Source organism: Dactylosporangium sp. NBC_01737 (assembly GCF_035963215.1).
In the GTDB taxonomy this organism is placed as follows: domain Bacteria; phylum Actinomycetota; class Actinomycetes; order Mycobacteriales; family Micromonosporaceae; genus Dactylosporangium.
Genome location: NZ_CP109153.1, coordinates 6,143,902 through 6,159,011 on the forward strand (window position 1 = coordinate 6,143,902; position 15,110 = coordinate 6,159,011).

19 protein-coding genes and 1 pseudogene are annotated in these 15,110 nt (G+C 71.3%); 12 read left to right on the forward strand and 8 right to left on the reverse strand.

What is annotated here, in order from left to right:
- Nucleotides 1-45 precede the first annotated feature (45 nt).
- From OHA72_RS27580 to OHA72_RS27590, 3 genes are all read right to left on the reverse strand, one after another.
- Nucleotides 46-1,419, reverse strand: a complete 1,374-nt coding sequence (locus tag OHA72_RS27580; protein WP_327010702.1) for a HAMP domain-containing sensor histidine kinase — start codon at nt 1,417-1,419, stop codon at nt 46-48.
- Complete coding sequence (locus OHA72_RS27585; protein ID WP_327010703.1) at nt 1,409-2,101, reverse strand: response regulator transcription factor; 693 nt, start codon at nt 2,099-2,101, stop codon at nt 1,409-1,411. The genes OHA72_RS27580 and OHA72_RS27585 overlap by 11 nt, the downstream gene beginning before the upstream one ends.
- Before the next feature lie 143 nt (nt 2,102-2,244).
- Complete coding sequence (locus OHA72_RS27590; RefSeq protein ID WP_327010704.1) at nt 2,245-2,910, reverse strand: DUF2202 domain-containing protein; 666 nt, start codon at nt 2,908-2,910, stop codon at nt 2,245-2,247.
- A 306-nt stretch (nt 2,911-3,216) separates the two neighbouring features.
- On the opposite strand from OHA72_RS27590, the pseudogene lgt reads away from it, so the two are divergent.
- From lgt to OHA72_RS27600, 3 genes and pseudogenes are all read left to right on the forward strand, one after another.
- Nucleotides 3,217-3,999: pseudogene (lgt, locus tag OHA72_RS27595) on the forward strand (prolipoprotein diacylglyceryl transferase); the annotation flags it as partial.
- A 227-nt stretch (nt 4,000-4,226) separates the two neighbouring features.
- Nucleotides 4,227-4,577: a Wadjet anti-phage system protein JetD domain-containing protein gene (locus OHA72_RS64910; protein WP_442788747.1), complete on the forward strand. Its 351-nt coding sequence runs from the start codon at nt 4,227-4,229 to the stop codon at nt 4,575-4,577.
- Nucleotides 4,574-6,202 (forward strand): FAD-dependent oxidoreductase, encoded by a 1,629-nt coding sequence (locus OHA72_RS27600; RefSeq protein WP_327010705.1) that lies wholly within the window; start codon nt 4,574-4,576, stop codon nt 6,200-6,202. Before OHA72_RS64910 ends, OHA72_RS27600 begins: the two co-directional genes overlap by 4 nt.
- 496 nt (nt 6,203-6,698) lie before the next feature.
- Here OHA72_RS27600 and OHA72_RS27605 read toward each other — a convergent pair whose 3' ends face one another.
- On the reverse strand, nt 6,699-7,007 hold the full coding sequence (locus OHA72_RS27605) for a hypothetical protein (RefSeq protein WP_327011998.1): 309 nt from the start codon (nt 7,005-7,007) through the stop codon (nt 6,699-6,701).
- Nucleotides 7,008-7,176: 169 nt separating this feature from the next.
- Between OHA72_RS27605 and OHA72_RS27610 the strand changes: the two genes are divergently transcribed.
- The 4 genes from OHA72_RS27610 to arsM all read left to right on the forward strand — a co-directional run bounded on the left by OHA72_RS27610 (nt 7,177) and on the right by arsM (nt 9,746).
- Complete coding sequence (locus tag OHA72_RS27610) at nt 7,177-7,542, forward strand: ArsR/SmtB family transcription factor (RefSeq protein ID WP_327010706.1); 366 nt, start codon at nt 7,177-7,179, stop codon at nt 7,540-7,542.
- Nucleotides 7,543-7,634: 92 nt separating this feature from the next.
- Entirely contained in the window at nt 7,635-8,687 is a 1,053-nt protein-coding gene (gene arsB / locus OHA72_RS27615) for an ACR3 family arsenite efflux transporter (RefSeq protein WP_442788684.1), read from the forward strand.
- Complete coding sequence (locus OHA72_RS27620; RefSeq protein ID WP_327010708.1) at nt 8,684-8,947, forward strand: DUF2180 family protein; 264 nt, start codon at nt 8,684-8,686, stop codon at nt 8,945-8,947. The genes arsB and OHA72_RS27620 overlap by 4 nt, the downstream gene beginning before the upstream one ends.
- Before the next feature lie 31 nt (nt 8,948-8,978).
- Entirely contained in the window at nt 8,979-9,746 is a 768-nt protein-coding gene (gene arsM, locus OHA72_RS27625) for an arsenite methyltransferase (protein WP_327010709.1), read from the forward strand.
- A gap of 182 nt (nt 9,747-9,928) precedes the next feature.
- Here arsM and OHA72_RS27630 read toward each other — a convergent pair whose 3' ends face one another.
- Nucleotides 9,929-10,114, reverse strand: coding sequence for a hypothetical protein (locus OHA72_RS27630; RefSeq protein ID WP_327010710.1), 186 nt, complete (start codon nt 10,112-10,114; stop codon nt 9,929-9,931).
- An 18-nt stretch (nt 10,115-10,132) separates the two neighbouring features.
- Between OHA72_RS27630 and OHA72_RS27635 the strand changes: the two genes are divergently transcribed.
- Genes OHA72_RS27635 through OHA72_RS27650 form a run of 4 tightly spaced genes read left to right on the forward strand, consistent with a single transcriptional unit; the run spans nt 10,133 to nt 12,747 of the window.
- Nucleotides 10,133-10,846, forward strand: coding sequence for an arsenate reductase/protein-tyrosine-phosphatase family protein (locus OHA72_RS27635; protein ID WP_327010711.1), 714 nt, complete (start codon nt 10,133-10,135; stop codon nt 10,844-10,846).
- Entirely contained in the window at nt 10,839-11,498 is a 660-nt protein-coding gene (locus OHA72_RS27640; RefSeq protein ID WP_327010712.1) for an arsenate reductase ArsC, read from the forward strand. Before OHA72_RS27635 ends, OHA72_RS27640 begins: the two co-directional genes overlap by 8 nt.
- Nucleotides 11,499-11,538: 40 nt before the next feature.
- Nucleotides 11,539-12,282 carry an aquaporin gene (locus tag OHA72_RS27645; RefSeq protein ID WP_327010713.1) on the forward strand — a complete coding sequence of 248 codons (744 nt, stop codon included), beginning with the start codon at nt 11,539-11,541 and terminating at the stop codon, nt 12,280-12,282.
- A gap of 54 nt (nt 12,283-12,336) precedes the next feature.
- Nucleotides 12,337-12,747 (forward strand): arsenate reductase ArsC, encoded by a 411-nt coding sequence (locus OHA72_RS27650; RefSeq protein WP_327010714.1) that lies wholly within the window; start codon nt 12,337-12,339, stop codon nt 12,745-12,747.
- A 334-nt stretch (nt 12,748-13,081) separates the two neighbouring features.
- On the opposite strand, the gene OHA72_RS27655 is transcribed toward OHA72_RS27650, so the two are convergent.
- Together OHA72_RS27655 and OHA72_RS27660 are read right to left on the reverse strand one after the other, a co-directional pair.
- Complete coding sequence (locus OHA72_RS27655; RefSeq protein ID WP_327010715.1) at nt 13,082-13,657, reverse strand: hypothetical protein; 576 nt, start codon at nt 13,655-13,657, stop codon at nt 13,082-13,084.
- Nucleotides 13,639-13,983 (reverse strand): PadR family transcriptional regulator, encoded by a 345-nt coding sequence (locus OHA72_RS27660; protein ID WP_327010716.1) that lies wholly within the window; start codon nt 13,981-13,983, stop codon nt 13,639-13,641. Before OHA72_RS27660 ends, OHA72_RS27655 begins: the two co-directional genes overlap by 19 nt.
- 125 nt (nt 13,984-14,108) lie before the next feature.
- Between OHA72_RS27660 and OHA72_RS27665 the strand changes: the two genes are divergently transcribed.
- A complete protein-coding gene (locus OHA72_RS27665; protein WP_327010717.1) occupies nt 14,109-14,651 on the forward strand; it encodes a hypothetical protein in 543 nt (180 codons plus the stop codon).
- 22 nt (nt 14,652-14,673) lie between these two features.
- Here the strand turns inward: OHA72_RS27665 and OHA72_RS27670 are convergent, their stop codons facing one another.
- Nucleotides 14,674-15,054 carry an ArsR/SmtB family transcription factor gene (locus tag OHA72_RS27670; RefSeq protein WP_327010718.1) on the reverse strand — a complete coding sequence of 127 codons (381 nt, stop codon included), beginning with the start codon at nt 15,052-15,054 and terminating at the stop codon, nt 14,674-14,676.
- Between the last annotated feature and the right edge of the window lie 56 nt (nt 15,055-15,110).

Consider the following 15,110-nt stretch of genomic DNA (forward strand, 5'->3'; position numbering starts at 1 on the left):
CGACACGCATTGCACCAGAGCTTCCTGAGGGGTTGCGCCGGTTCGTCATACCCGCCGGGTCTGCTGCGTTGTGGCCAGGGGCAGTCTGATGGTGAAGGTGGTGCCGTGGCCGGGTCGTGAGGTGGCGTGGATCGTGCCGCCGTGGGCGGTGACGAGTTCGCGGACCACGGCCAGCCCGATGCCGGCTCCGGCGACCGACCGGGTGCCGGCGCCGCGCCAAAGGCGGTCGAACACGTGCGGGAGATCGGCCGGTCCGATGCCGGGTCCGGTGTCGGTGATCTGGATGCGTGCCTGCCCGTCGACGGCGTCGACGTGGATGTGGACCTGGTCGCCTGGGCGGCAGTAGCGGGTGGCGTTGGTGAACAGGTTCGTGACGGCCTGGTGCAGCCGGTCGGGGTCGGCGTGGACGATCACCGGTGGGTGCAGGTCGCGGTGCACGTGCAGGCCGGCGCTGCGCAGGTGCGGTTCTTGCCCGTCGACGGCCCGGGCGACGACGGTGGTGACGTCGACGTCGGCCGGCCGTAGTGACAGTGCGGCGGACTCCGCGGCGGACAGTTCGGCGAGGTCCTCGACCACCCGCCCCAGTCGGAGGCTCTGGTCGTGCAGGCCGGCGAGCCGGGCCGGGTCGGCCGGTTGCAGGCCGTCGCGGAGCTCTTCGAGGCCGGCCTGCAGCGCGGCGAGCGGGGTGCGTAGTTCGTGGGCGATGTCGGCGGCGTGTTGGCGGCGTACCTGTTCGGTGTGGACGACCTGGTCGGCCATGGCGTCGACGGCGTCGCCGAGTTCGCCGAGTTCACCAACGGCGTCGAGGCGGGCGCGGGCGGTCCGGTCGCCGCCGGTGAAGGTGCGGGCGGCCCGGGTCACCGCGACGAGCGGCACGTTGAGCCGCCAGACGACGTAGCCGCCGACGGAGACGGCGACCAGCAGCGCGACGGCGCCGGCGGCGGCGACCCACTGCCAGGCCACGGCCCGGCCGTCCGTGGTGGGTGCGGTGCCGAAGACCAGGCTGACGGTGCCGACGGTGCGACCGGCGACGAGCACCGGCGCGCTCACGGCACTGCCGGTGGCGGACTGGCCGCCGTGTCCCATGCCGGCGCCGGCCGGTGCCCGACCGGGCCAGACCATCGCGCCCGTCGAATCCCGGATCATCAGCTGCGCGCCGGCAGCATCGGCGAGTGCCCGCGCGGCGGTCAGATCCGCGCCGACCCAGCCGCCATCGACCGGGTACCCGTGGGCGGCGGCGTCGGCCACCCGCGCGGCGGTCTGCTGCCGGGAGGCACGCTCCGCGGTAGCCAGTCCGCGGTCGGTGCCGATGAGCGCCGCGACGGTCAGCGTGAGCACGGACGACAACGCGACCACGATGAACGCGCCGAGCAGCCGCCGGCCCAGCGGCCCGAACGCCGGCGGCCGGCTACGGGTCACGGTGCAGTGCCATCCGGTAGCCGACACCGAGCACGGTGGCGATGATGTCGCCGTGGTCACCGACCTTGCGGCGCAGATTCTTGACGTGGGAGTCGATCGTGCGTTCATAGCCGGCGAACTCATAGCCGCGGACCCGGTTGACCAGCTCGTAGCGGGAGAACACCCGTCCTTGTGCGCCGGCCATGGCGGTCAGCAGCCCCCACTCGGTCGGAGTCAGTTCCACCAACTGCCCGGACACCTCGACCTGATGCCGGGTCTCGTCGATGCGCAGGCGGCCACGCCCGTACGAGACCGGGCCCGGCGAGTCGCTGTCGGTGCCGTGCAGGCGGTGCAGCACGGCCTGCACCCGCAGCACCAGCTCGGTGGGGCTGAACGGCTTGGTGACGTAGTCGTCGGCGCCGTGCCGCAGACCGCGGATGCGGTCGTCCACGCCGCTGCGGGCGGTCAGCACCACGGTCGGTACGCCCCCGGCCGCGCGGGCGGCGGCCAGCACGTCCAGACCGTCCACGTCCGGCAGCCCGAGGTCCAGGACGACCAGGTCGACGCCGCCCTCGCCCAGCAGCCGGATCGCTTCCGCACCCGACGGGGTGGTCCGGGCCGTGAGTCCGGCCCGCTCCAGGTAGCGGCGCAGCAGGTCCCGGATCTCCCGCTCGTCCTCGACGATCAGCACCGCGCCCGTCATACCCTCACCTCATCGTGTCCGGCGACCCCCCGGGTAGGGTCCTGCGACCCGACCTGTGGGGTCACCACGCCATGAGCATACCCCGTGGGGTATAGGGGATGCCCGGCCTCGCCTTCGAGCGGGGCCGGGCACATGGCGGACGGCTACCGGGTCGCCCAGGTGGAAAACGCGGTCAGGTGCTGCCGTGAGGCGGCCAGCAGATGCTGGTACACCTGCGTCACGTCCGCGGCGTCCAGCCCGTTCAACGCCTGCTGCAGATCGGCGATGTCCGTGCGTTCGACCTGCTGCGCCACGCCGATCGCGGCGCTCTGACTGCCCTTTCCCTGGGCCAGCAGCCGGTCGTAGGTAGCCTGGACGGTGGCGTCGGCGAACTGCCCGGCCGGCTTGCCCTCCGTCGGGTCGCTGATGCCGTACCGGGCCAGCAGCGTCCGCACCGCGGTCAGATGCTGATCCTCCGCCGCAGCGATCCGGTCGAAGACCGCCACCGGGTACTGGGCAGCGAACGCCCGGTACAGGTCACCGGCCAGCTTCTCCTCCTGCGCCATCGCGGCCAGGGCGGTCTTCTGCTGCTCGTTCAGCACCCCGGCCGGCGCGCTGGTCGAGGGCAGGCAACTGCCGTCCTGCGCATGGCGGCCCATGCCGCCGCCGGCCATCCCGGAACCCGCACCCTGCCCGGCCCACGAGGCAGCCGACGACGGATTGCCGAACGGCCCCGCCCCGGCGACCGCCGGCACGGCCACCGCCACCGCGCCCGCCGCGAACACGCCACCGGTCACCAACATCGCGGCCAGTCGAGCCTTGCTGTTCATGGCTTCCTCCTTCACTCACGTCGAACACCTTCACCATCACGCACGCCGATGCAGGCTCGATGGCGCCGGTATGCAGACGGCGTGGAGGAAACCCCTGCCGCCGCCGGGCGCGCCACGTCGCCGGCCGTGTCCGGGCCGGTGTCGTCGACGTGAGGGACGAGCACGACGAGGGAAGCGCTCGCGTCCGTACCAGCAGCCCGGCCGAACCGATCGACTTGGCCTGGATTAACGCCGCAGTGACCGGGCTGGCAAGGTGGAGTGAACCCAGTGCCCAGACCGAACGAGTCACCGGAGCGTGCACCCCTCATGCTGTTGAGCTACCTGCCGAGCCCCGCCAGGGGAGTCTGGCACCTCGGTCCCCTGCCGATCCGCGCCTACGCCCTGTGCATCCTGGCCGGCATCGTCATCGCGGCGCTGCTCACGCAGCGGCGGTGGGCCGCCCGCGGCGGACGGGCCGAGCAGGTCCTGGACGTGGCGATGTGGGCCGTGCCGTTCGGCATCGCCGGCGGGCGGCTCTACCACGTCATCACCGACCCGGAGCTGTACTTCACCGCCGGCCGCGACCCGGTCCGCGCCCTCTACATCTGGGACGGCGGCCTCGGCATCTGGGGCGCCGTCGCCCTCGGCGCGCTCGGCGCCTGGATCGGCTGCCGCCGCGCCGGCATCCCGCTGCCGGCCTTCGCCGACGCGCTCGCCCCCGGCCTGCTCGTCGCCCAGGCCATCGGCCGCCTCGGCAACTACTTCAACCAGGAACTCTACGGCGGGCCGACGACCCTGCCCTGGGCACTGCGCATCGACCCGGCCCACCGACCGGCCGACACCCCGGACATCGGCCTCTACCACCCGACCTTCCTGTACGAGGCGCTCTGGTGCCTCGCCGCCGCCGCCCTGCTCCTCTGGGCCGAACGACGCTTCAACCTCACCCGCGGGCGGCTCTTCGCCCTCTGCGTCGCCGCCTACACCCTCGGCCGGGTGCGGATCGAAGCACTGCGCGTGGACCACGCCAACCACATCCTCGGCCTGCGGCTCAACACCTGGACCTGCCTCGTGGTGTTCCTCGCCGCGACCGCCTACCTCCTGCGCGCCCGGCGTACCAACGCCACCGACCACGCAGCCCCTGGTCCTCCGCACGACCAGGTGGCGAACAGCAACTGACTGCGTCGCCGGCACGCCCGGGTGGGGCCGCAGGCGTGCCGCGCGGCACCAGCGCCTCGGGGCCGGGCGCAGACGACCCACGGCGGATGTGCGGATGCGGCTGATCCGCACGGTTCCCCGTCGACACCCAGGGTTTCGCCATCCTCAGCCGCCTCCGCCAACTGTTTCCCGCGACCCGGTCCATGCTCATGGACCGGGCAACCCTCCCGGCGCACCAGACCCGATGGGTACGCGAGCCGACGCCCGCGTCCGCGCACCTTCCCGCGCTCGACGACCGCGAGGCTGACCTGTACCTCGAACTCGTGGAGGACGGTCCTCGGCCCCTCCATACGCCTGGAGCAGGAACGGGTCCGCCGCTCCGCCGTCCGTGCGACGATGCACGACGGCCTTCCACCCGCCGCTGGCCTGCCTGCCGGCGGAGGTCTTTCGGCCCTGCCCCACGTATACCCCCCTGGGTATGGTCGGAGCGTGGTTGCCGCCAGGCGGCCCAGGAGCGGGGGAGAGTCGGATGAAGACCGTCGTCGTGGGTGCTGTGGCCGGTGGGATGTCGGCGGCGACGCGGCTGCGCCGGCTCGACCCCACGGCTGAGATCGTGGTGTTCGAGCGTGGCGAGCACGTCTCGTACGCCAACTGTGGCCTGCCGTACCACGTCGGAGGGGTGATCGCCGACCGCGAATCCCTGCTGCTGCATACCCCTGACAGCCTGCGCGCCCGCTTCGACCTCGACGTCCGGGTGCGCGCCGAGGTCGTCGCGATCGACCGCGCCCGGCAGGTCGTGCGGGTGCGTGAGATCGCCGGCGGTGGCGAGTATGAGGAGCGCTATGACCGGCTGGTCCTCAGCCCGGGAGCGGCACCGTTCGTGCCGGACCTGCCCGGCATCGAACGCGCGATGACGCTGCGGTCGGTCACCGACGCTGACCGGCTCACCGCCCTGCTGGCCGAACGGCAACCACGTATCGCCGTGGTGGCCGGCGGCGGGTTCATCGGGCTGGAGACCGCGGCGAACCTGCGACACCGGGGACTGGCCGTCAGCCTGGTCGAACTCGACCGGCAGGTCCTCGCGCCGCTGGACCCGGAGATGGTCCCCGCGGTCCACACCGAACTACGCCGCCACGGCGTCACCCTGCACCTCGGCGCGGCCCTCACCAAGGTGCTGCCCGACGCGGTCGCGCTCGCCGACGGGCGGCTCCTCGCCGCCGACCTCGTCGTGCTCGCCATCGGGGTACGCCCGGAGGTCGGCCTGGCCAGGGCGGCCGGGCTGGCCATCGGCCCGCGCGGGGGCATCGCCGTCGACGACACCATGCGCACCCGTGACCCGAACATCTACGCGGTCGGCGACGCGGTCGAGAAGACCGACCGCCTCAGCGGCGACACCGCGCTGATCCCGCTGGCCAACACCGCCAACCGGCAGGGACGCCTGGTCGCCGACGCGATCGCCGGCCGCCCCGTGCGCCTGGACGGGCGACTCGGCACCGCGATCGTGCAGATCTTCGACCTGACCGTGGCCGTCACCGGCTGGAACGAGAAACGGCTCCGCGCCGCCGGCCGCCCGTACCAGGCGATCCACACCCACCCGGCCTCCCACGCCGGCTACTACCCGGGCGCCGAGCCCATGTCGCTCAAACTGCTGTTCGACCCCGCTGACGGGCGGATCCTCGGCGCCCAGGCCGTCGGCGGAGCGGGCGTGGACAAACGCATCGACGTCCTGGCCACCGCGATGCGCGCCGGCCTGACCGCCGGCGAACTCGCCGACCTGGAACTCGCCTACGCCCCCGCATTTGGATCGGCCAAGGACCCAATCAACATGCTCGGCTACATCGCCGACAACCTACGCACCGACGGCCAGCGCACCGTCCAGTGGCATGAACTCGACGACGCCGTCACCGCCGGCGCCACCCTGGTCGACGTGCGCACCGCAGCCGAACACACCGCCGGCCACATCCCGGGCTCGATCAACCTGCCGCTCGACGAGCTCCGCGCCCGCCTCGGCGAGCTGCCCGACGGCGACCTCATCCTCTACTGCCAGGTCGGCCAGCGCGGCCACACCGCCACCGCCCTGCTGACCGGCCTCGACCGCCGGACCGCCAACCTCGACGGCGGCTACCGCACCTGGCACGCCGCCACCACCGGCGGATAGGCATTGGGCCCGGCCACTGGCCTGTTTTACCCCGTGCCCACTGGACAGCGGACGCAAATCCGCACACTGCATCGGCGCAGCGTCAGCGCGGCCTCTACCAGTTGCGAGAAGTCCGTCGGGGCGCTGCTGTCCAGGGCGGGTTGGCTGTCGGCTTCCCTCGCCTCGGAGCCTCCGCTCGACTTCGACTTCAGATCGCTGATCAGCCCTTGAATTGTGGCGCGGCCTGGCGGTGGCAACGATCCCTCCGACGGCGACGGCCCCTGCCGCCAAGCCGATTCGGCAAGCCCTTCACGCCACACCGCAGTGCTGCGACTCAACCGTGTTCAAGGCTGTGCTGGGCCACCCAGCCGCGGTCGACGGGCTGCGCGAGCGGGTGCGCCTGGCCGGACACGTGGTGCGCCGTGACGACCTGGTAGTGGGTGGCAATGGGCAGGCTGGGTCATTGGCTGTCGATGAGGGTGGCTGGGAGATGGGTGACAACCCGGGCAATGTTGGTCTATTGGCATCTTGGCTCGATCAGGCACGCCCCGCCGGGCAGGCTCGCCGTCGACGGCCGGGTGAAGTAGGTGGCTTGCGGTTCGCGTTCTACGGGCGGGTGTCGACGGCGGATTTTCAGGAGCGGGCGTCGTCGAGGCGGTGGCAGCGGGATGCGGCCGAGGAACTCGTCGCGGGTCATGGTGCGATCGTGGCGGAGTTCTTCGACTCGGATCGCAGTCGGCGGTTGCCGTGGCGGGATCCTGGGGGAGTACAGGTCGATGACGGTGGCGAGGTAGAGCTTGCCCTCGCCGGTGACGATCTCGGTCATGTCGCCGCACCAGGCGACATCCGGCGCCGGCGCGGTGAACACCCGCTTGATCGGGTCCAGCGGTCCTGCCGGAGTGTGGGCGGCCTGCGTCCGTCGGGTGACGTCCGGCCCGTGGTGCAGGGCCTTTCGGCCTTCACTGGTCGGTGGGGTGGCGGCGCACTGTTGAGGCGTGAGCGCTGCAACGCTGATTGAAGCAACGGAGATTGAACCGGCCGGTCTGCTCAGTGTGATCGCCGACCCGGTGCGGTGGCGGCTGCTGGCCCACCTGGCCGACGGGGCCACCCGGTGCGTGTGTGAGCTGCAGCCGGTGGCGGCGGTGCCCGGGAACTTGCTGTCGTATCACCTCAGGGTGCTGCGCGAGGCCGGGCTGGTGAAGGCCGCGCGGCGCGGGCGGTGGGTGGACTACACGATCGCCGCCGACGCCCTCGACCGACTGCACGCCGCCCTCCCCGCGGCGTACACAGCCGAGTCCGGGCCGGCTTCCGGCGGACCCGAAGCCGCTGACCGGAGGAGCACAGGAGGTCGCAGGCGATGAACCGACCCAGACCACGCCCCGGTGCACCAACCTCGCCCGCCGAACCCCATGTGGCCGGCATGACGCCGGGTGGTCGTCATCCTGATACCGGTGTGATTGTTGGGCGCCTGTCGACCACCGATCGGTTCCTGCCGGTGTGGATCGCTGCGGCGATGGCGGCCGGGTTGCTGCTCGGCCGGTTGGTGCCGGGCCTCGACGGCGCTCTGAACGCGGTGAAGATCGGCCAGACGTCGTTGCCGATCGCGCTGGGGCTGCTGCTGATGATGTACCCGGTGCTGGCGAAGGTCCGCTACCGCGAGATCGGCCTCGTCGCCGCGGACAAGCGGATGATGGCGGCGAGCCTGCTGCTGAACTGGGTCGCCGGCCCTGTGGTGATGTTCGCCCTTGCCTGGCTGCTGCTACCGGACCAGCCCGCCTACCGCACCGGGGTGATCCTGGTCGGACTGGCCCGCTGTATCGCCATGGTGCTCATCTGGAACGACCTGGCCGGTGGGGATCGGGAGATGGCGGCGGTACTGGTCGCGCTCAACGCGGTGTTCCAGGTGCTGTCCTACGCCGCGCTGGCCTACTTCTATCTGCAGATCCTGCCCGGCTGGCTCGGACTTTCCACCGTCGGTCTGGACGTGTCGATGTGGGACATCGCCAAGACGGTGCTGATCTTCCTCGGCATCCCGCTGGTCGCCGGCTACCTGACCCGCACCCTCGGCGAACGCCGCCGTGGCCAGCAGTGGTACGAGACGACACTGCTGCCGAGGATCGCACCCGTCGCCCTGTACGGGCTGCTGTTCACCGTCGTGGTGCTGTTCGCGCTGCAGGGCCGGACCATCACCGCGCAGCCGTGGGACGTCGCGCGGATCGCGCTGCCACTGCTCGGCTACTTCGCCGTCATGTGGTTCGGTGCCGTCGTCATCGCCTGGCGGCTCCGTCTGACCTACCCGCGCACCGCCGCGCTGGCGTTCTCCGCGGCGAGCAACGACTTCGAACTGGCCATCGCGGTGGCGATCGGCGTCTTCGGCGCCACCAGCGGCCAGGCCCTCGCGGGGGTGGTGGGACCGCTCATCGAGGTCCCCGTGCTCGTCGGCCTGGTCTACGTCGCCCTGTGGGCACGACGTCACCTGTACCCATCCGAGGAGGGCAAGCCATGAACTGCTACGACTGCGCCGCGCTCGGCCGTACCGCGGCGGCCGTCGCCGTCTGCACCGGCTGCGGCGCCGCCGTGTGCGGCGACCACGCCCATGTCACCGCCCGGTGGCTGACCACCACGATGGCCGTCAACCGGATCGTCACCGTGGACCGCCCCGCCCGCAGCATCCGCTGCACGGTATGTCAGGCCGCGCACGACGCCGATCCGGCCATCAACGTCGCCGCAAGCCACGCCCCGACCGGCCGGTTCCGGAACCGGTGACGAGCCGGTCCGTCTTCTACGGAGGTACACCATGACCGACGAACGTCAAGCCGACCACATCGCCCTGCGCGAGCAGGTACGGTCCCGCTACGCCAAGGCAGCGCTGACGGTCCTGTTCGGGCCGGCGTCCAGCTGCTGCGAACCCGCCGACGCCGACGCGGACCGGCGGTTCGGTGCCGAACTGTATGACCCCGGCGTCCGGGCGCAGGTGCCGCCCGGCGCGGCGGCCGCGAGCCTGGGCTGCGGCAACCCGATCGCGGTGACCGATCTGCGGCCGGGCGAGACGGTGCTGGACCTCGGCTCGGGCGGTGGGATCGACGTGCTGCTGTCGGCCCGGCGGGTGGGTCCCACCGGCAAGGCGTACGGGCTGGACATGACCGATGAGATGCTCCAACTCGCCGCCCGCAATGCCGCCGAGGCCGGGGTGTCGAACGTGGAGTTCGTGAAAGGCCACATCGAGGACATCCCGATGCCGGCCGGCAGCGTTGACGTGGTCATCTCCAATTGTGTGGTCAACCTGTCGGTGGACAAGCCGGCCGTGTTCGCGTCGGTCTATCGGGTCCTGCGCCCCGGTGGGCGCCTGGGTGTGTCCGACGTCGTCGCCGAGGACCACCTGTCGGCGGCGGATCGGGCGCGCCGGGGCGGTTGGGCCGGCTGCGTGGCCGGCGCATTGTCCACCGGCGAGTACCGGGCCGGGCTTGCCGCCGCCGGATTCGCCGATATTGAGATCGAACCGACCCACCAGGTTGCCGACGGCATGCACGCGGCGATCATCCGAGCGGTCAAACCGGCGCTGTGACCGTCGAGCCGGGACGATGACGCGGCGAGACCGGCGGGTCGACCAGCGCATCGCCGCATGGTGAACGCCTCCGCGCTGTTGCCGCCGCCCCGCACGAGACTTCGCTGAACGAGATCTTCACCGCTGGTAGGGAACGACGCAAGTCCAGGCCGATCGACTCGCCGGCAGGAAGGCCCCGCTGATCAGAGCCGGGCCGGGCAGCGCCGCACGCGCACCATCCGGCACAACGCAACGAACGTGACGTGCTCGACCACGCCAGCGGGCGGTTCGTCGTCGATCAGCTGGCAGGCCATGACGGCCAGTCTGCCGAACCGGCCGGTCTTTGGTGGGTTCGACATCTGGTGTTCATTTGACGTCGGCAAGAACACTCGTCCATCATTGAGTCAATGAACGCTGAGCTTTCTTCGATACAGCGGCGCGCCCGGATTCACGCCGCTCTCGGTGACCCGGCACGCCTGGCCATCGTGGACACGCTCACCCTCGGCGACGCCTCACCCGGCGAGATCGCCCGCAGCCTCGACCTGCCCACCAACCTCGTTGCCCACCACCTGAAGGTCCTGCAGGAAGCCGGCGTCCTCGTCCGGACCCGGTCGGAAGGCGACCGCCGCCGCACCTACCTCCGCCTGGAACCTGCTGCCCTCGCATCGCTCACGTCCCCGCCCCTGCCGGACGTGACACGGGTGGTGTTCGTCTGCACCCACAACTCGGCCCGCTCGCAGCTCGCCGCGGCGCTGTGGGCGCAACGCACCAGCATCCCGGCCACGTCGGCTGGCACGCAGCCCGCTGACCGGGTCCACCCACGTGCCGTTGCCGTCGCGGGCCGGCACGGGCTGCTCATCAACGCCACCGGCACCGCGCACGTCGCCGACGTCGTCCACGACACGGACCTGATCGTGGCGGTGTGCGACAACGCGCACGAGGACCTCACCGGCGGTGTCCGGCCCCGCCTGCACTGGTCGGTCCCGGCACCGGCGGACACCGACGCCGCATTCGAGGCAACGTTCGCCGAGCTCGCCGCCCGCGTCGACCGCCTCGCACCAGCGCTCACACCCGACCCCGGGCCAACGCCCGCCCAGCGCACCGGAGCCAACCATGACTGAAGCGACCACCGGCTACCAGCAGCTCTCCGTCGACCAGCAACTCGCGCTGCGCACCGCCGCAGCCCGCCTCGCCGGTGAGTTCGACGGCATGTACGGCAGGGAGACCATCGAACGGTTCCTGCACACCAGCTACGACCAGTTCGCGACGTTGAGCAGTGTGCCGAACTTCCTGCCGCTGCTCGCCGAACGCTTCGCCCGGCAGCGCCTGCAGGCCCTGGCCCGCGTCGAAGGGCACCAGCGCGACGGCAAGCCGGTCGTGCTGTTCCTGTGCACGCACAACGCCGGCCGGTCCCAGATCGCGCTCGGATTCTTCGCCCACCTCACCGGCGACCGTGCCGTGGCCTGGTCCGGCGGCTCCGAGCCCGGCATCGAGATCAACCCCGCTGCCGTCGCGGCGATGGCCGAACGCGGCATCGACATCACCAGCGAGTACCCGAAGCCGTGGACCGACGAGGTCGTCCGTGCCGCCGACGTCGTGGTCACGATGGGCTGCGGCGACGCCTGCCCGGTGTTCCCCGGCACCCGCTACGAGAACTGGGACCTCGACGACCCGGCCGGTTGGGACGTCGAGGGCGTCCGGCCGTTGCGGGACGAGATCGAGCGCCGCGTTCGTCGCCTCATCGACCAGCTGAACATCCCGCTGTCCGCATAACCCGTCCAGGCCCGTGTCCGTAGAGCAGGAGCAACACTCGATGACCCAACCCGCACCGTGGCGACGGTTCCTCGCCGAGTTCGTCGGCACCGCGCTGCTCGTCACCGCCGTCGTCGGGTCCGGCGTCATGGCGACCACCCTGTCGCCGGACGACGTCGGCCTTCAACTCCTGGAGAACTCGGTCGCGACCGCGTTCGCGCTCGGAGCGCTGATCCTGACGTTCGGCCCGGTGTCGGGGGCGCATTTCAATCCGGTGGTGTCGGCCGCCGACTGGTTCCTCGGCCGCCGGTCCCGGACCGGGCTCACCGCTGCCGATCTCGGTGGATACGTTGTGGCGCAGGCCGCGGGAGCGGTCGGCGGGTCGATCCTGGCGAACCTCATGTTCGACCTCGCCGCCGTCGACTTCTCTGCCAAGGACCGGTCCGCCGGACACCTGTGGCTGGGTGAGGTCGTGGCTACCAGTGGGCTGATCCTGCTCATCTTCGCCCTCGCCCGCTCCGGTCGCGCCCCCGTCGCGCCGGCCGCGGTCGGCGCCTACATCGGTGCCGCGTACTGGTTCACGTCCTCGACGAGTTTCGCCAACCCCGCCGTCACGATCGGCAGGGCCTTCACCGATACCTTCGCAGGGATCGCACCTGCCTCGGTGCCCGGCTTCGTCGTCGCGCAGCTCTTCGGTCTGCTCGTTGGTGTCGGACTGCTGCTCGCCCTGTACCCCGACGCGGGCCGGACCGCCGACGAGGTCGTCTCCGGACGCCCGGATGTCGAGCGCCGAGTCCGCTCCTGAACACCGACCCAGCCCGATCGTTGCCACACGAAAGCACGGAGGAACCGAACCCTTATGAGTGACAAGCCCAGCGTCCTGTTCGTGTGCGTGCACAACGCCGGCCGCTCCCAGATGGCCGCCGGCTGGCTGCGGCACCTCGCCGGCGACACCGTCGAGGTCCGCTCCGCCGGCTCGGAACCGGCCAACCAGATCAACCCGGTCGCCGTCGAAGCGATGCGCGAGGTGGGCATCGACATCACCGCGAACGTTCCACGCAAGCTCGACTACGAGACCGCCGAGGCGTCCGACGTGCTGATCACGATGGGCTGCGGCGACGTCTGCCCCGTCTTCCCCGGCAAACGGTACCTCGACTGGAAGCTTGACGACCCGGCCGGGCAGGGCATCGACGCCGTCCGCCCGATCCGCGACGCCATCAAGGCCCGCGTCGAGCAGCTGCTCACCGAATTGCCCGTCAAGACCGGTTGACTCGGGCCGGCCAGTAGCTCCGCCGCCGGTTGGTCAGGCCGGCGGCGGTTCCACCATGGAGAGTTGCTCATGCGTCTGCTCGTCATCGGAGGCAGCGACGCCGGTATCAGCGCCGGCCTCCGGCGTCCCCAACTGGCGCAACCTCGCGCACCCCACCAGCGCCAACCTCGAGGCGGCGGGTCTGCAGCTACGCCCGGGCCACCGCGCCGTCGACGTCGACGCACACACTGTCACCATCGCACCCCTGACGGCTCCGCGGCGACGTTCGACTACGACAAACCACCACCATGCGCATATTCGCGCGGCCGGCGACCTGACGTGGTGGGCGACGAGGTCAGCCGGTGAACAGGCGAGGCAAGGCGCGGGCCGTCAGGACCAGTCGGGTGAGGCTGGCCGCCGTGGCGACGGCCAGTGGCCAGGTGAACGCGAGGGGCAGGAGGGCGACGGCGGCAAGGACGGCGGCGTCGACGGCGATCAGCCCGAGACTGCCGGCGGCAGTCATTCGGGTGAGGCGGTAGCTGTGCCGCGTGGTGGCTGCGAGCGCGAGGGTGGTGACAATCGCCAGGAGACCGAGACCGAATCCCAGCCTCATCGGGGCCGGCACCGGCCAGTTCCAGGCGTGGCTGGTGATCAGCGCTACGCTCCAGCAGCCGCCGACGGCGGGTCCCGAAACGATCAGTGCCTGCGCGACGCGCCGTCCGGGTGCCTGGCGCACGAACGCGGCGATGACCACGTGCGGTTCGCCGAACTCGGCGATCGCCGCGCGGGCGGCGGCATCGGGATGCAGGCCGTCGCAGAGGTGGCGCAGATAGGTCTCGGTCAGGCCGTCTGCGAGCTCGTCGACCGCGTCGGCGGGCAGTTGCCGAGCCAGGGCGCTGACGGCGCTGTCGATCAGCCGGTGGCTGGCCATGGTGGCCTGTCCAGCAGGGTGGTGACGGCGGCGGCGAACTCGCGCCAGTTGACCCGCTCGCCGGCGAGCCTGCGCTGGCCGGCTTCGGTGAGTTGGTAGGTGCGGCGGCGGCGTCCGTCGTGGTGCGACCAGGTGCCATTGATCAGGCCGGCGGCCTCCAGGCGGTGCAGTGCGGGGTAGACCGTGCCGGTGGGCAGGTCGAACCGGCCGTCGCTGCCTTCCCGTAGTGCCTCCTTGACTGCATATCCGTGCTGCGGGCCGCCTTCGAGTGCGGCGAGCAGGAGCACGTCGAGGTGCCCCTTGAGCGTTTGCGCCTCGGCCTTCATCGGCAACCCTCTCGCATAGGTAGCTATGCTACTCTCCAATCATAGGTAGGATAACTACGTAATGGTTCGGAGGCGACCATGCTCCGACGCTCTGGCCCGGCGGGCCCCCTTGATCGGCGTTCGTTGTGAACGCCATCCTCGCTGCTGAAATTGCCGGCCTCGACATCCCCGACGCGGGCCCGCTGTTCCTGACCGCACTCGCCGTGCACATCGCCGCAGGCGTCACCGGCGTGACTGCGGGCGGTCTTGCGGCTGCCGCGGACAAGCGGCCCGGCCGCCACCCGCGGGCCGGTGCCGTCTACCTGTACGCGGTCGGTACCGTGTTCGCGACGGCGACCGTGATGGCCGCGCTGCGCTGGCGGCACGACTGGCATCTGTTCCTGATCGCGGCCGTGGCGTTCGCGCTGGCGATGCTCGGTTGGTGGGCACGCCGTCGGCGGCCCGTTCGATGGACGGCATGGCACGGTTCGGCCATGGCCGGCTCGTATGTCGCCCTGCTGACCGGCTTCTACGTCGACAACGGCCCGCAACTGCCGCTGTGGGATCGCCTGCCGCCGCTGGCGTACTGGCTGCTGCCGGCAGCTGTGGGCATCCCGGTCACGTGGCGCGCGCTGCGGCGCAACGGCGCGCTGCCCGACCGGCGGCCAACGACGTCGGCGTCGAGCTGAGGGCGCCCGGAGTGCGTGCGGGTCAGCCGACCGCCGCGGTGTCGTCGACCGTGAGCAGGGCGGCGAGCTGGCGCATGATGCCGGGCCGGGCGCGGTAGTAGACCCAGGTTCCGCGCCGGTCGGAGTCGACGAGTCCGGCCTCGCGGAGGGTCTTGAGGTGGTGGGAGATCGTCGGCCCGGACAGCTCGAACGCCGGAGTCAGGTCGCAGACGCACATCTCGCCGTCCGGCGCGGACGCGATCATCGACATGAGCTGGAGTCGGACCGGGTCGCCGAGGGCCTTGAACGCGGGCGCGAGCACGGCGGCGGTCTCCGCGGGGATGCGGCGCTGCGCGATGGGCGGGCAGCACGGGGTGTCCGCGTTGAGGTCCGTGAGGGTGAGCACCGCCGCTTGTTTTGACATGCCTCTAGGTTGACAGATCTCGAATCAGCGTGCAACTGTTTGATTCGACAGACGTC

Coding starts and splice junctions, on each gene's coding strand:
- OHA72_RS27585 (WP_327010703.1), bottom strand. CDS start 2,101: ATGACGGGCGCGGTGCTGATCGTCGAGGACGAGCGGGAGATCCGGGAC.
- arsM (WP_327010709.1), top strand. CDS start 8,979: ATGACCGACGAACGTCAAGCCGACCACATCGCCCTGCGCGAGCAGGTA.
- OHA72_RS27645 (WP_327010713.1), top strand. CDS start 11,539: ATGACCCAACCCGCACCGTGGCGACGGTTCCTCGCCGAGTTCGTCGGC.
- OHA72_RS27620 (WP_327010708.1), top strand. CDS start 8,684: ATGAACTGCTACGACTGCGCCGCGCTCGGCCGTACCGCGGCGGCCGTC.
- OHA72_RS27670 (WP_327010718.1), bottom strand. CDS start 15,054: ATGTCAAAACAAGCGGCGGTGCTCACCCTCACGGACCTCAACGCGGAC.
- OHA72_RS27650 (WP_327010714.1), top strand. CDS start 12,337: ATGAGTGACAAGCCCAGCGTCCTGTTCGTGTGCGTGCACAACGCCGGC.
- OHA72_RS27600 (WP_327010705.1), top strand. CDS start 4,574: ATGAAGACCGTCGTCGTGGGTGCTGTGGCCGGTGGGATGTCGGCGGCG.
- OHA72_RS27605 (WP_327011998.1), bottom strand. CDS start 7,007: ATGACCGAGATCGTCACCGGCGAGGGCAAGCTCTACCTCGCCACCGTC.
- OHA72_RS27655 (WP_327010715.1), bottom strand. CDS start 13,657: ATGGCCAGCCACCGGCTGATCGACAGCGCCGTCAGCGCCCTGGCTCGG.
- OHA72_RS27660 (WP_327010716.1), bottom strand. CDS start 13,983: ATGAAGGCCGAGGCGCAAACGCTCAAGGGGCACCTCGACGTGCTCCTG.
- OHA72_RS27640 (WP_327010712.1), top strand. CDS start 10,839: ATGACTGAAGCGACCACCGGCTACCAGCAGCTCTCCGTCGACCAGCAA.
- OHA72_RS27635 (WP_327010711.1), top strand. CDS start 10,133: ATGAACGCTGAGCTTTCTTCGATACAGCGGCGCGCCCGGATTCACGCC.
- OHA72_RS27590 (WP_327010704.1), bottom strand. CDS start 2,910: ATGAACAGCAAGGCTCGACTGGCCGCGATGTTGGTGACCGGTGGCGTG.